This window comes from Streptomyces sp. NPDC057617 (genome assembly GCF_042800555.1).
Lineage (GTDB): Bacteria > Actinomycetota > Actinomycetes > Streptomycetales > Streptomycetaceae > Streptomyces.
Genome location: NZ_JBHVGV010000005.1, coordinates 13,339 through 26,990 on the forward strand (window position 1 = coordinate 13,339; position 13,652 = coordinate 26,990).

Here is a 13,652-nt window from a genome sequence, read left to right on the forward strand (position 1 = left end):
ATCCTGCCAAAGCACGCCCCGAAGGTCCACCCGGTACGCCAGGTTCCGGCTGGGCATCGGCTGGGAAGAGTTGTTTGCCAACTCCATCGTGATGTTCACTCGTTCAGGTGGCGGAGCGGCCGATGCGTGCCCCCTTGTCCGAACGCGCTGGGATGGTCTGATGCCGTACCAGAGGTGGGGGCCCTTTCGTTGTGACCGGTCGTCACCTCTGCTTCATGGGCGGACGAGTCAAGAATGCGAGCACCGGTGCAGAAGAAGCGGCCTCGGGGTAACGGTGTCACGCGCGGCGGGGCGACCAAGGCTGAGACCGGCGAGGCCACGGCAGGCGTGGCCGGAACGGACAGTGTGACGGCGGGTAACGGCGGCACGGCCGGACCGGCCGGATTGGCTGGTTCCACTATCAACGCCACCATCGCTCCCAACGCGGCCGGCGGGCCCGGCCCGGGCGGCGGGAGCGGCCCGGCACAGCCCACGGGCACGGGCAAGGCAGCCGGCAAGGGCAAGAAGGCAGGCAAGGCGCGCAAGCCCGGGAAGTCCGGCGGGTCCGCCGGCGCCCTCGGCGGCGGTACGGGTATCGCCGGAGGCGGTATCGGTAGCGGTACGGGTATCGGCAGCGGTGCCGGTACGAGTACGGGCGGTACGGTCCCCGAAGGCCGCCGCGTCCGCGTCCGCACCCGGCTCGTCGCCGGTGTCGCCGTCGTCGGCATCACCGTCATCGCGGCCGGCGCCCCCGCCGTCCTCACCGCCTCGGCCGAACTGAACGACGCCCAGCGGCTGGTGACCCTCGCCGAGCTGAACCAGCAGGCCGTGATCCTGTCCCACTCCCTCGCCGACGAGCGCGACGAGGTGATCGTCTACATCGCCGCGGGCCGCGAGGAGCAGCCGGATCCCGCGGACAACGGAAGCGGGGGCGGCAAGGACCTCTACACCGTCTCCGAGGCCCGGAGCGCCCGCGTCGACCGCCAGATCGACGAGATCCGCGCCGCCGCGTCCGCCTCCCCCGGGCTGCTGCACGACCTCTCCACCGTCCCCTCCATCCGCCGTACCGCCCTCACCGGCAAGGGCTCCGCGCTGGAGGCGTACCGCGCGTACTCCGAGGTCATCGCCAAGCTCCAGGCCCTCGCCGACGAACTGGCCGAGAAGACCCCGGCCGAGATCGCCGACGGCACCCGCGCACCCGGCGCGCTCGGCCGCGCCGTCGAGCAGGCGTCCGCCACCCGCGGCCTGCTGATGGCCGCGCTCGCCGTACCCGCGCCCACCGATTCGGGACCGCAGTACGACCCGGTCACCGGGCTCCCGGTCGAGTCCGGGTCCGACTCGGACAGCAAGAAGAACGACCAGCTCCGCGACGAACTCACCGCCGCCGCCCAGCAGTCGCGCGTCCGTGAACTCGCCGCGCTCGCCGACTTCGACCAGACCGCGGACACCGAGGCGAGCGAATCCCTCGCCGCCACCGTCACCGGCCCGGACGTCAAGACCGCCGAGCGGTATCTGACCCGCTTCACCGACCAGCCCGAACTCTCCGACGCCGACCGCGAGGCCGACCAGGACAAGGCGGAGGCCGCCCTCTCCGCCAGGGTCGACCAGATGCGCGGTGTCGAGTCCGGGCTCGGCTCCCGCGGCCTCGAACGCCTCGAAAAGCTCCGCGACGACGGTGTCACCGGCCTCGAACTGCGGATCGCGCTCCTCGGCGGCTGTCTGCTGGTCGCCGTCGGGGTGTCCACCGCCGTCGCCCGTACGCTCACCCGCCCGCTCGCCGTCCTGCGTATCGGCGCCGCCCGGCTCGCGGCGTCGCCCGCGACCGAGACGCCGGTCGTCTTCACCGGCCGCAACGACGAGTTCGCGCAGGTCGTACGGTCCCTCAACGGCCTGCACAGCACCCTGCTCGACCTCTCCGCGCGGGCCGAGAGCCTGAACGGCGACCGTACGGACCTGATCGGCGCGCGCGAGAAGGTCGCGGCCCAGCGCGCCGAACTCCAGGAGCGTACGGCCGAGATCGCCGCCCAGCTCCAGCGTCTGCGCCACACCGTCCACCACACCTTCGTCAATCTCTCGCTGCGCACGCTCGGCCTCGTGGAGCGCCAGCTCGCGGTGATCGAGGGGCTGGAGGAGGACGAGCAGGACCCGCAGCGCCTCGACACCCTCTTCAAGCTCGACCACATGGCCACGGTCATGCGCCGGCACAGCGAGAACCTGCTGGTGCTCGCGGGCCACGACCACGGCCGCGGCTCGCACGGCCCGGTCCCGCTCGTGGACGTCCTGCGCGCCGCGGTCAGCGAGATCGAACGGTACGAGCGGGTCACCATCCAGTCCCTGCCGCCGCACTCCCAGGTGGCCGGCTTCGCCGCGGACGACCTGAGCCATCTCGTCGCCGAACTGCTGGAGAACGCCACGTCCTTCTCCCCGCCGGAGGCCGAAGTCCAGCTCTCCGGCTGGCTGCTGGAGAGCGGCGAGGTGATGCTCTCCGTACAGGACCAGGGCATCGGGATGTCCCCGGACCGGCTCGCCGAGCTGAACGCGCGGCTGGCCAACCCCGAGGACACCAAGGACGACCCGCTGGGCGGCGTGGGTCTCGACGGCCGAGCGCGGAAGCGGTACGGGAACGAGATCGACGGCGAGGGCCTCGGACTGCGGGTCGCCGCACTGCTCGCGGCGCGCCATGGCGTACGGATCGAGCTGCGCGAGCACGAGCAGGGCGGCGTGGCCGCGGTCCTCGTCCTGCCGCCGTCGCTGCTCCCGGCGTCGCCGCAGGCGTCCCCGCAGACCGCCGCGCCGCACCGGACGGCACCGGCCTCGGTCGCCCAGCAGCCGGAACCGGCTGTGGCGGCGGCGGAGGTGGAGGCGCCGGAGGAGACCGACTCGCCCGGCCTGCCCGCGGGTTCGGAACCGGATCCGCTGGTCGTGGCGGCGGAGGAGGCGATCCGCAAGGCGGAGGCCGAAGCGGCGGAGGCCGCGGAGGCCGCGGACGCCGAATCGGCGGAGGCCGACGGGTCCGCGGAGGACGAGCCCGGGCCGGAGCCCCTCGCGATACGGGAGCAGGAGCCGGAATCCGAGCCGCTCGCCGTACAAGAGCTTGAAGAGCTGGAGCCGGAGCCGAAGTCGGCGCGCGGGTCCGAGTCCGAGCCCGGAGCCGGGCGCGGATTCCCCGCCGCCAGGGACCTCGCCGTACCCGACCCCGCCCCGCTGCCCGGGCCGTACGCCATCGGCCCCGACCGCCATGAGCGCGTCCGCGACGGCGACTCGGAGACCGCGGGCCCGGACCAGGACACCTTTACGATGCCGCTGCCGCGCCGGACCAGCGCGGCGCCGAAGCCGGCCCCCGCTGCGGCCGCCGCGGCGGAAACCCCGGCAGCCGGCCCCGCCTCCCGGCGGGAGCGCACCACCGGCAAAGGTCTGCCCAAGCGCACCCCCAGAATCGTCAAGCCTGCCACCGCCCCGACCGAGCGGACCGGCAGTGTCGACGCGGAAGCCCTGCGCCGCAGACTAGGCGGCTTCCACCAAGGGGCGAAGGACGGCAGACGCGATGTCGAGGCCGAACTCACGGAGCGGGTGGCGTCGTCCACGGCCCGCACCGGGATACATACCGATGAGACGGGGGAAACAGTCGAGGAGGCACGCAGTTGACCGCGACCGGTACGTTCGGACTGAGCAGCGAAGCCCGAAACCTGCACTGGCTGTTGAGCAACCTCGTCGAGGAGGTGCCAGGAGTGCACTCGGTCGCCGTCGTGTCGTCCGACGGACTCCTGCTGCTCTCCTCCGATCCGGGGCAGAACACCGAGGCGGCCGCCGCCGAGCGCCACGAGAGCCCGAGAGGCTCCAGCGCCGATCTGGCCACCATCGTCTCGGGGATCGGCAGCCTGACCGTGGGAGCGGCGAAGCTGATGGAGGGCGGCGGGGTCAAACAGACCATGATCGCCATGGAGGAGGGCAGCGTCTTCGTCATGGCGATCAGCGACGGCTCGCTGCTGGGGGTGCACGCCACACCTGACTGCGACATGAGTGTGGTCGCGTACCATATGGCGCTCTTCGTCGGGCGCGCCGGACATGTGCTCACCCCTGAACTCCGCGACGAGTTGCGGAAGTCCATGGAGAAGGGCGAATGACGCCGGTATCCGATCCGGGCCGTCGGCTGTCTGCCCGGGGTGAGGATCACCGGTCCGCCCGGGTGCGCCCGTACTCGCTCACGGGCGGGCGTACCCAGTTCGGGCATGTGCTCCTCGTGGAGACCTTCGTCGCCGCGATCGAAGCGCCGGAGGAGCGCAAGGAGCTGACGGACGGCGGTGCCTCCTCCCGGGTCATGCCGGAGATGAGGGCCATCGTCGAGCTGTGCCGGCGCATGCGTACAGTGGCCGAGGTCTCGGCGTTGCTCAAGATGCCGCTGGGAGTCGTCCGGGTACTTCTCAGCGACCTGGCCGACCAGGGAAAAATCCGTGTGTACGGAACCGGGCAGGGCACCGGCCAGCCCGACCACGCGCTGCTGGAAAGGGTGCTGAGTGGACTCCGTCGTCTCTGACGTCACAACTACTGCCGCTGTCCCGGGCTCGGGTGCGGGGGCTTCGCTGTTCCATCCGAGATCGGGGGCCCTGCCGTTCGTGCCGCCGGTGCCCGAGCCCGAAGAGCCGCTCAAGGCTTGGCAGTTGGACCACAGCCGTGCGCCCATCGCCACCAAGATCGTGGTCGCGGGCGGCTTCGGTGTCGGCAAGACGACCTTCGTCGGAGCGGTCTCGGAGATCCCCCCGCTCCAGACCGAGGCCCTGATGACCGAGGCCAGCGCCGAGACCGACGATCTCAGCGCCACGCCCGACAAGGTCACCACGACCGTGGCGATGGACTACGGCCGTATCACGCTCGACAACGACCTGGTGCTGTATGTCTTCGGCACGCCGGGCCAGGAACGTTTCTGGTTCATGTGGGACGACCTGGTGCGCGGCGCGATCGGCGCGGTCATTCTCTGCGACACGCGGCGGATCGACGACGCCTTCCCCGCGCTCGACTACTTCGAGAGCGCCGGGCTGCCTTTTGTCGTCGCGGTCAACCAGTTCGAGGGCGCGGAACCGTTCGACGTCGAGGATGTACGGGACGCGCTGACGATTCCCGACGACATCCCGATGCTGACCATGGACGCGCGCAAGCGGGACACGGTCGTGGAGTCGATGCTCACGCTGGTACGGCACGCGCTCAAGACATCGCCCGAGTAGCCGCCCGCGCCATCCGGCACCGCGAGCACCGCGTCCGCGCATCCAGCACCGCGTCCGTGAACGCACCACCGCGACCACGTACGCAGCAACGGAGACCCCGCCTTGCGGAAGATTCTTGTCGTCGGAGCCGGCCAGTCCGGGCTTCAGCTCGCCCTCGGCCTGCAGACGCGGGGGTACGAGATCACGCTGATGTCCAACCGTACGGCGGACGAGATACGCACCGGCCGGGTCATGTCCACGCAGTGCATGTTCCGCACGGCGCTCCAGCACGAACGCGATCTCAAGCTGGACTTCTGGGAGTCGCAGGCCCCGAGGATCGAAGGCCTCGGGGTCTCCGTCGCCGGGCCGGACGCCACCCGTGCGGTCGACTGGGTCGGCAGGCTCGGCGGGTACGCCCAGTCCGTCGACCAGCGGGTCAAGATGGCCGGCTGGCTGGAGACGTTCGCGCAGCGCGGCGGGCAGTTGGTGATCCACGGCGCGTCCGTTTCCGACCTGGACCACTTCTCGCGCGCGTACGACCTGGTGCTGATCTCGGCGGGCAAGAGCGAACTGGTCTCGATGTTCGGCCGCGATGCCGCCCGCTCCCCGTACGACACCCCGCAGCGCGCCCTCGCCGTCGCGTACGTCCATGGTCTGGGCCCGCGCCCCGAGCATCCGGAGTACGAGGCGGTGCGCTGCAATCTGGTGCCGGGGGTCGGCGAGCTGTTCGTGATGCCCGCCTTCACCACCTCCGGCCGCGCCGACATCCTCTTCTGGGAGGGCGTCCCCGGCGGGCCGCTCGATGTCTTCACGGGCGTCGAGGACCCGGGCGAGCATCTCGCGCTCACGCTGGAGCTGATGAAACGGTTCACGCCCTGGGAGTACGCGCGTGCCGCCCGGGTCGAACTGACCGACGCCAACGGCACGCTGACGGGCCGTTATACGCCGACCGTGCGCCATCCGGTCGGGCGGCTGCCCGGCGGCGGGCTTGTCCTCGGGGCGGCCGATGTGGTCGTGGCCAACGACCCGATCACCGGGCAGGGCGCCAACTCCGCGGCGCGGTGTGCCGCTTCGTATCTGGACTCGATCGTGGAGCGGGGCGACCGGCCGTTCGACGAGGCGTGGATGCGGTCGGCGTTCGACCGGTTCTGGGAGTCCGCGCGACATGCCACCAAGTGGACGAACGCGATGCTGGGCGCGGTGCCGGAGCATGTCCTGAACCTGATCGGCGCGGCGGCCGAACTCCCGGCCGTCGCCGACCGGTTCGCGAACGGCTTCGACGACCCGGCCGACTTCGAGAACTTCTTCTACGAGCCGGCGAAGGCGGAGGCGTATCTGGCGGAGGCGTCGGGGACGGCGTGAGGGGGCGGGGGCGTGAGAGGGGCGTGCGGGGGCCTGAGGGCGCGCGCCGACGCGGGCCCCGGTCGTGTACGGGTAGCGGCTCAGCCCTCGTTGTACCCCGTGTCCGAGCCGTCCATGGCGCCCTGGGGCAGCTCCGGCGGTTCGTACTCACCCGCGGACAGCGACCCGGCCTCGGGGTCCGGGCGTACGGCGCCCAGCAGCGGGTTCGCGGCGATCGGGGAGACCTTGACCCGGGCACCGGGGCGCGGGGCCTGGATCACCATTCCGTCGCCCAGATAGATCGCCACATGCGTGGCCTCCGGGAAGTAGATGACCAGGTCACCGGGGCGCAGTTCGTGCAGTTCGATCTCGGGGAGCTGGTCCCACTGTTCCTGGCTGGTACGGGGGATGGGCACGCCGGCGCGCGCCCAGGCCTGCTGGGTCAGCCCCGAGCAGTCGAAGGTGTCGGGACCCTCGGCGCCCCACTCGTACGGTTTGCCGATCTGCCCGACGGCGTAGCGCACCGCCTCGTCGCCGTTGGCCGACGGCGCCCTGCTCGCACCTCCGCCGGGCGCTCCGGCCGCTCCCTTCGGCCCCAGGCCCTCGCCGAGCGCGCCCGAGGCGAGCAGCTCGCGCTGGGCCTTGTCCGTACCGGCCTTCTCCAGCGCGGCCACCGCGGCGATCTGCCGTCCGCTGAGCGAGGCGAGCAACTTCTCGACGTCCAGGAGCCTGGAACGGACCATGTCGCGCTGCTTGCGCTGCTTGGTGGCGAGGGCCTGCTGCGCGGCGAGGGCCTCGCGGGAGGCGGCGGCGAGGGCGGCGGCGCGCTTCTCGCCGCCGGTGAGCCGGGCCAGGGTATGGGCCCGGTGGCGGGCCGAGCGGCGCAGCAGATAGGTCTCGTCGAGGGCGTGCTGCGGGTCCTCGGCGAGCAACAGCCGCAGATAGCCGGAGAGTTCGGAGGAGTGGCCCTCGTACTGCTCGCGCGCCAGCCGGCCGGCCTCGCCCCGGCTGAGCGCCAGTGCGGTACGGGCCCGGGAGAGGGCGGCCGAGAGCCGCTTGGTCTCGGCACGCTGCCGGGTCAGCTCGTCCTCGGTCGCGTTGAACTCCTCGGTGGCGCGTTCGGCCTGCCGGTAGAGGCGCTGGAGGCGGGTGAGCATCTGGGAGACGGTACGGGGCGGGGCGCCGTCCACGCCGTCCACGGCATCGTCGGCGTCAGTGGCGTCAGTGGCGTCAGTGGCGTCAGTGGCGTCAGTGGCGTCAGTGGCGTCAGCGGCCTCATCGGCCTCATCGGCGTCAGCGTCAGCGGCCTGGTCCGGGGCGTCGCTGGACGCGGCGGGCGACGGCGAGGGGGGCGGGGCCGCCGAGGCGCAGGGCACCGCGCCGAGCACCGTCACGGCGGCCAGCCCTGCCGCCCAGGCCGCTCGTACTCGTACCGCTCTGCCTGACACCTCATCACCTCCGGTCACGGGACGGACGGTCCAGCCCCAGGTGATGATGAGATAAGGAAAGGTGCTTATACGGCTAATACATCGCCACTAGGCGGTCTGGCGGACGAGTGTCACCCCTGAGAGGGACCGCCCGGCTTCGACCAGGGCCACTTCAGCGCCCGCCGCTCCCGCCCCGCGGACATGTACTCGTAGATCCACCCCCGCTGAAGCCCGAGCCGCTTGCTGTACCCGGCGGGCGCGCGCCGATAGGTATGCACCACAACGGGCCCGCCGTCCGCACCGGGCACGGGAATCTCGTACCACTTCGGCGGATGCCCGGTGAGCCCGGTCAACACGGCCACCACCCGCCCGTCCATCGGCCCCCCGACAAAAAGGGTGTCCTCACTTCTCACCCTCTCAGTCTCCCTCAGCCCCGTGCCCGCGGCCGGTCGGGGAGGGGCGGTGCGGTGCGGGGGCAGGGTGGTCAGAGGAGGTGGGCTGCTTCGGTTACCCGGGGGGCCACTCTGCGGGCCAGTCTGACTACGGGGCCGTCCGGGCGTTCGCGGGAGACCAGGGCGTCCACGGCTCCGGCGGTTTCCTCGTCCGAGGCCGCCGTGGCGACCAGCAGGGCGATGAGGTGGTCCACCAGCCAGTCGCGGAGTTCGGGGGCGGGGGGACGTTTCTCCTCGTCCAGCCATATCAGTGAGGCCGACTCGACCGCGGCGATCCAGGTGCGCACCATCATCCGCAGGCGCGGCCCCGGGGTTCCCGGCATGCCCGGGACGTTCCGCGACGGGCGGCCCGGGCAGATGTGCAGCAGGATCTGTTCGGCCGCGGCCCGCCGTACCTCGTCGACGATCGCGGTCGTACGGGACGTCTCGCAGACGCTGCCGCCCTGGAGCAGCGCGCTGAACCCGGCGTCGTGCTCGTCGACGAAGGCCAGATAGCGGTCGAGGACCCGCCCCAGCCGCTCGGTCGGCGGCCCCGCGGACGGCTCGGCGAAGCACTGCTCCAGCTCGTCGGCGGCGGAGCGGAGCGCCGCCTCGTACAACTCCTGCTTGCCGCCGCGGAAATACCGGTAGACGAGCGGCCGCGACACCCCGGCCGCCGCCGCTACGTCGTCGAGGGAGACATCCTCGGGCGCCCGGTGCGCGAAGAGCGTGAGCGCCGCGGCGAGGAGCTGGGCACGGCGCTCCTCGACGCTGAGCCTCCGGTACGCGGGTGTTGGCGGCGCGGTCATGCGGGCAGCGTAACCGCACCCGGCCGCCTGTCCCGAGGCGAGCCGGGTGAACTCCCGCTCCCGGCGCGGCGCGGTGCGCGCGTACCGGACATGGATGGACCGTCAACTCTTTTGTCAGGGCCGGACGGTGACCGTGTGCTGTTCCGCCGCGGTGGCGATATCGAGCAGCGAGGCGTCCGCTCCGCGCTCCGCGACCAGGTGCAGACCGACGGGGCAGCCGTCCGCGGTGAATCCGGCCGGGATGCTGGCCGCCGGATGCCCGCTCAGATTGAACGCCCAGGTCAGCGCGGTGGAGTAGCGGTCGCCCGGGCCTTCGTGCCCATGCGGTCTGTTCGGGGTGACCGGGGTGAGCAGCAGGGTCGTACGGGCGAACAGGGCGTCCAGCCTGCGGTCGTTCTCGGCCCGTACTTCCGCGGCACGTGCGCCCGTTGGCCCTGCCAGGTGGCCACCGCGCACCGCGGTCCAGGCCTCGCGCGGATCGAGCAGGGCGAAGGGGGAGCGGGGCGCTGGGGCCGGCGACGGGGGCACCGGGTGCCCGGGGTGCGGGTGCGCTTCGTGCGCCGGTGGTACGAGTCGTACGACCCCGGCCGTCACGAGCCGCTCCACCGCGTCCCGTACCACCGCCACCACCTCCGGGTCCGAGTCCGCGAACCCGAGATCGGGCGAGAAGACCGCAGGCACCGGCAGCCGCACCTCGGACCGGCCACATGTGTCGAGCGCATACGTGCCCGGCGCACATGTAGCTGCCGCACATGTATCGGCCGTACACGTGCCGGCCGTATACGTGTCAGGCGCACGCGTACCGGCCACACATGCGCCGCGCGTACATGTATCGGCCGCACATGTGTCAGGCGTACACGAGGTCACCGCACATGTGCCGAGCACACGCGTGCCGAGCACACAGGTCAGATACGCCCGTGCCTCCGCCGCCGACCGTGCCAGCACGCCCGCCGACGCCAGCCCCGTCCGGTCCGGCGACGGCAGCAGCCCGTTCGTCGTCTTCAGGCCGAACACCCCGCACCAGGCGGCCGGAATCCGCACCGAGCCCGCCCCGTCGCTGCCCGTCGCCAGCGGCACCATGCCTGCCGCGACCGCCACCGCGGAGCCCGCCGAGGACCCGCCGGGGGTGCGGTCGGCGCGGTGCGGGTTGAGCGTACGGCCGTACCTGCCCTGCCCCCAGGTCTGCCAGTACGTACCCGGCCCCGGCACCGCCGTCGAGCCGACCGGCACCGCCCCCGCCGCGATCAGCCGCCCCGCCGCGTACGACCGGATCCCGGACGGTCCCTTCACCGCGAACGGCACCCCCGCGAGCGGCAGCCGCCGGTCCACCGTCCGCGCCCGCTCCAGCGCCTCGTCGCCCCATACCTCGATGAACGCGCACAGTTCGGGATCGCGCCGTTCGATCCGCGCCAGCGCCTCCGCGACCAGCTCCGTCCCCGGCTCCGGCACCGGCTCCGTCATCGTCCCCCTCATCGGACCCCCGTCCACCTGCACCCCCACCCCAACGCCAACCCCGCTCAGTCTCCCAGCGCCTCCTCCATCACCGCCCGCGCGATCGGCGCCGCGCTCCCGCCCCCGCTGATGTCCGTGCGGTCGGCCGCCGCGTCCTCCACGACCACCGCCACCGCCACGGCGGGCCGTACCGCGTCCTCCTCCTGTGCCCAGGCGATGAACCAGGCGTACGGCAGACCGGAGTTGCCCACCCCGTGCTGCGCCGTCCCCGTCTTCCCGCCGACCGTCGCCCCGGGGATGGCCGCCCTCGTACCCGTACCGTCCCTGACCACCTCGGTCATCATCTCCCGCAACTGCTGCGCCGTCGCCGGGCTCATCGGCCGCCGGTACGGCCGCTCGCCCGTATGCGACACCACATCGCCGTCCGACGTGGTGATCCGGTCCACCAGATAGGGGTGTCTCAGGTCCCCGCCGTTGGCCACCGCGGCCGCGACCATCGCCATCTGGAGCGGGGTCGCCCGGGTGTCGAGCTGCCCGATGGACGACAGCGCCAGCTCGGCGTCACTCATCCGGGTGCCGAAGCGGGACGGAACCACCGCGGTGGGGATCCGCAGTCCGCTGTCGTTGAAACCGAACCCCTCCGCGGTCTCCGCCATCCTGGTCGGCCCGGTCCGTACGGAGAGCCCGGCCAGCACCGAGTTGCACGACCATCTGATCGCGTACGACAGGGACGCGCGATGGCAGCCCGTCACCTCATTGGGGAGGGTGGTCCTGGTCCCGGGCAGGACAAACGGTTCGGCGATGGGCGTCGGGGCGTCGGCGTCCACGACCGTACGGGACTCCAGCGCTGCCGCCGCCGTAACGATCTTGAAGGCCGAACCGGGCGGATAGGTCTCCCGGATCGCCCGGTTGAGCATGGGCTGCGTGCTCGCCCCGGTCAGCCGGTTCCAGGCCGCGGTCACCTCACTGCCGGTGCCGGACAGCCGCCCCGGATCGTACGAAGGGCTGCTGACCAGCGCCAGGATCCTGCCCGTCGTGGGCTCGATCGCCGCGACCGCGCCCCGCCGCCCGGCGAGCCCTTCGTAAGCTGCGCGTTGCAGCGAGGCCCTGATGGTGGTGACGACCGTGCCGCCGGGCTGCCGGCCGCGGGTGATGTCGTGCCAGAGGGGGAGGAAGGGGAGCGGCGAGAGCAGCGGTTCCGTACCGGAGAGGACGTCGTCCTCGGCGCTCTCCAGCAGGGTCGTGCCGTAGGTCTGGGAGGCGTAGCCGGTGACGGGCGCGTACAACGGCCCCTGGGTGTAGGTCTGTTCGTACCGCAGCAGCTCGCCGGTGTCCTTGGAGCGGGTGACCGTCCTGCCCTCGACCAGGATGTCGCCGCGCGGCTGGGCGTAACGGGCCACGGAAGCGCGGCGGTTGGCGGGGTTGTTGTCGAGGGAACGGGCCTCGACGAGCTGGATCCTGATGGCGTTGAGCAGCAGGGCGATGAGGAGAAGCAGACAGAAGAGGGCGGTGTGCCGGATATGGCGGATCACCGGTCGTCCTCCAGGACGGCGGGGCTGCTGTGGCCTGTGGAGCCTGTAGGGCCCGCGGGGTTGCTGTGGCCCGCAGGGCTAGCGGGGCTCCTGGGGCCCGCGGGGTTCGCAGCGTCGGTACGTTCATCCGTACGGGCCTCCGGCCGCGGGCTGCGTGCCGAGTCGCTCAGCCGGATCAGCAGCGCCACGCTGATCCAGTTGGTGACCACGGACGAGCCGCCCTGCGCCAGAAACGGCATCGCCATACCGGTCAGCGGAATCAGCCCCATCACCCCGCCCGCGATGACGAACACCTGAAGGGCCAGGATCGAGGCCAGCCCGGTGGCGAGCAACCGGCCGAACGGGTCCACCAGGACCAGCCCCGCGCAGTACCCCCGGGCGACCAGCAGCCCGTACAGCAGGAACAGCGCGGCCAGCCCCAGCAGCCCCAGTTCCTCGCCAGCGGTGGCGAGGATGAAGTCCGACTTGGCGGCGAAGCCGATCAGGATGGACTCGCCCCGGCCGAGCCCGGTCCCCGAAAGACCGCCCGCCGCGAACGCGAACAGCGACTGCGCGAGCTGGCCGGGCCCCCGCCCCGCCTCGATGGACGCGAACGGGTGGAGCCAGTCCTGCACCCTGCTGTGCACATGCGGTTCCAGCGAGCCGGCCGCGAAGGCGCCGGCCGCCGCGAGCAGCAGACCGACGGCGATCCAGCCGGTGCGCCCCGTCGCCACGTACAGCAGGATCACGAACAGCCCGAAGAAGAGCAGCGACGTGCCCAGATCCCGTTCGAGGACCAGCACGATCACACTGAGCAGCCAGATCGCGACGACCGGCCCGAGCACCCGCCCGGTGGGCAGATGCAGCTTGCGGAACCTGCGGCCGGTGTACGTGAGCGCGTTCTGGTTCGCGGCGAGATACGCGGCGAAGAAGACCGCCAGCAGGATCTTCGCGAACTCGCCCGGCTGGAAGGAGAGTCCGCCGATCCTGATCCAGATCTTCGCGCCGTTCACGGCGGGGTAGAAGATCGGCACGATCAGCAGCACCAGGGCGGTGACGACGGAGAGATACGCGTACCGCTGGAGCGCGCGGTGGTCGCGCAGGAACACGACGACGGCGATGAACAGCGCGACGCCGAACGTCGACCACACCAGTTGCGTCGGCGCCGCGACGGCGTTCGGGGTCTCCAGGTCGAGCCGGTAGATCAGGACCAGGCCGAGACCGTTGAGCAGGACGGCGATGGGCAGCAGCAGGGGATCCGCGTACGGGGCGCGCAGGCGGACCGCGATATGCGCGAGCAGGGCGAGCATGCCGAGCCCGGCGCCATAACCGGCGGCGCCGGGCGGCACGGCTCCGTATGTGCCGAGGCCGACACTGACGTAGCCGAAGACGGAGATGAGGACGGCGCAGACGAGCAGCGAGAGTTCGACGCCGCGGCGTTTGCGGAGGCGTGGCTCGGGCGGGGGAGTGTCCGCCGTCGTTGCGGTCATGGAGCGAAACGTAG

General features: G+C 71.9%; 11 protein-coding genes. 5 read left to right on the plus strand and 6 right to left on the minus strand.

Features of this window, described 5'->3' with window-relative positions; translation table 11 throughout:
* Window positions 1-588 precede the first annotated feature (588 nt).
* The 5 genes from ACFU9P_RS14100 to ACFU9P_RS14120 all read left to right on the plus strand — a co-directional run bounded on the left by ACFU9P_RS14100 (window position 589) and on the right by ACFU9P_RS14120 (window position 6,539).
* Window positions 589-3,624 carry a nitrate- and nitrite sensing domain-containing protein gene (locus ACFU9P_RS14100; protein ID WP_384081001.1) on the plus strand — a complete coding sequence of 1,012 codons (3,036 nt, stop codon included), beginning with the start codon at window positions 589-591 and terminating at the stop codon, window positions 3,622-3,624.
* A complete protein-coding gene (locus ACFU9P_RS14105) occupies window positions 3,621-4,103 on the plus strand; it encodes a roadblock/LC7 domain-containing protein (protein WP_376382100.1) in 483 nt (160 codons plus the stop codon). Before ACFU9P_RS14100 ends, ACFU9P_RS14105 begins: the two co-directional genes overlap by 4 nt.
* Complete coding sequence (locus ACFU9P_RS14110; RefSeq protein ID WP_376382102.1) at window positions 4,100-4,513, plus strand: DUF742 domain-containing protein; 414 nt, start codon at window positions 4,100-4,102, stop codon at window positions 4,511-4,513. Before ACFU9P_RS14105 ends, ACFU9P_RS14110 begins: the two co-directional genes overlap by 4 nt.
* Entirely contained in the window at window positions 4,494-5,198 is a 705-nt protein-coding gene (locus tag ACFU9P_RS14115) for an ATP/GTP-binding protein (protein WP_376382104.1), read from the plus strand. Before ACFU9P_RS14110 ends, ACFU9P_RS14115 begins: the two co-directional genes overlap by 20 nt.
* Window positions 5,199-5,300: 102 nt before the next feature.
* Window positions 5,301-6,539 carry a styrene monooxygenase/indole monooxygenase family protein gene (locus ACFU9P_RS14120; protein WP_384080120.1) on the plus strand — a complete coding sequence of 413 codons (1,239 nt, stop codon included), beginning with the start codon at window positions 5,301-5,303 and terminating at the stop codon, window positions 6,537-6,539.
* An 80-nt stretch (window positions 6,540-6,619) separates the two neighbouring features.
* On the opposite strand, the gene ACFU9P_RS14125 is transcribed toward ACFU9P_RS14120, so the two are convergent.
* From ACFU9P_RS14125 to ACFU9P_RS14150, 6 genes are all read right to left on the minus strand, one after another.
* Entirely contained in the window at window positions 6,620-7,984 is a 1,365-nt protein-coding gene (locus ACFU9P_RS14125) for an NlpC/P60 family protein (protein WP_384080123.1), read from the minus strand.
* Window positions 7,985-8,076: 92 nt separating this feature from the next.
* Window positions 8,077-8,358 carry a hypothetical protein gene (locus ACFU9P_RS14130; protein ID WP_384080126.1) on the minus strand — a complete coding sequence of 94 codons (282 nt, stop codon included), beginning with the start codon at window positions 8,356-8,358 and terminating at the stop codon, window positions 8,077-8,079.
* 71 nt (window positions 8,359-8,429) lie between these two features.
* On the minus strand, window positions 8,430-9,185 hold the full coding sequence (locus tag ACFU9P_RS14135; RefSeq protein WP_384080129.1) for a TetR/AcrR family transcriptional regulator: 756 nt from the start codon (window positions 9,183-9,185) through the stop codon (window positions 8,430-8,432).
* A 114-nt stretch (window positions 9,186-9,299) separates the two neighbouring features.
* A complete protein-coding gene (locus tag ACFU9P_RS14140) occupies window positions 9,300-10,646 on the minus strand; it encodes an amidase (protein ID WP_384080131.1) in 1,347 nt (448 codons plus the stop codon).
* A gap of 56 nt (window positions 10,647-10,702) precedes the next feature.
* Window positions 10,703-12,169, minus strand: a complete 1,467-nt coding sequence (locus ACFU9P_RS14145) for a penicillin-binding transpeptidase domain-containing protein (protein ID WP_384080135.1) — start codon at window positions 12,167-12,169, stop codon at window positions 10,703-10,705.
* Complete coding sequence (locus tag ACFU9P_RS14150; protein ID WP_384080138.1) at window positions 12,166-13,638, minus strand: FtsW/RodA/SpoVE family cell cycle protein; 1,473 nt, start codon at window positions 13,636-13,638, stop codon at window positions 12,166-12,168. The genes ACFU9P_RS14145 and ACFU9P_RS14150 overlap by 4 nt, the downstream gene beginning before the upstream one ends.
* Between the last annotated feature and the right edge of the window lie 14 nt (window positions 13,639-13,652).

Bases quoted from the DNA above. Each gene is read 5' to 3' on its own strand.
- ACFU9P_RS14150 (WP_384080138.1), bottom strand. From the start codon at position 13,638: ATGACCGCAACGACGGCGGACACTCCCCCGCCCGAGCCACGCCTCCGC.
- ACFU9P_RS14135 (WP_384080129.1), bottom strand. From the start codon at position 9,185: ATGACCGCGCCGCCAACACCCGCGTACCGGAGGCTCAGCGTCGAGGAG.
- ACFU9P_RS14110 (WP_376382102.1), top strand. From the start codon at position 4,100: ATGACGCCGGTATCCGATCCGGGCCGTCGGCTGTCTGCCCGGGGTGAG.
- ACFU9P_RS14140 (WP_384080131.1), bottom strand. From the start codon at position 10,646: ATGACGGAGCCGGTGCCGGAGCCGGGGACGGAGCTGGTCGCGGAGGCG.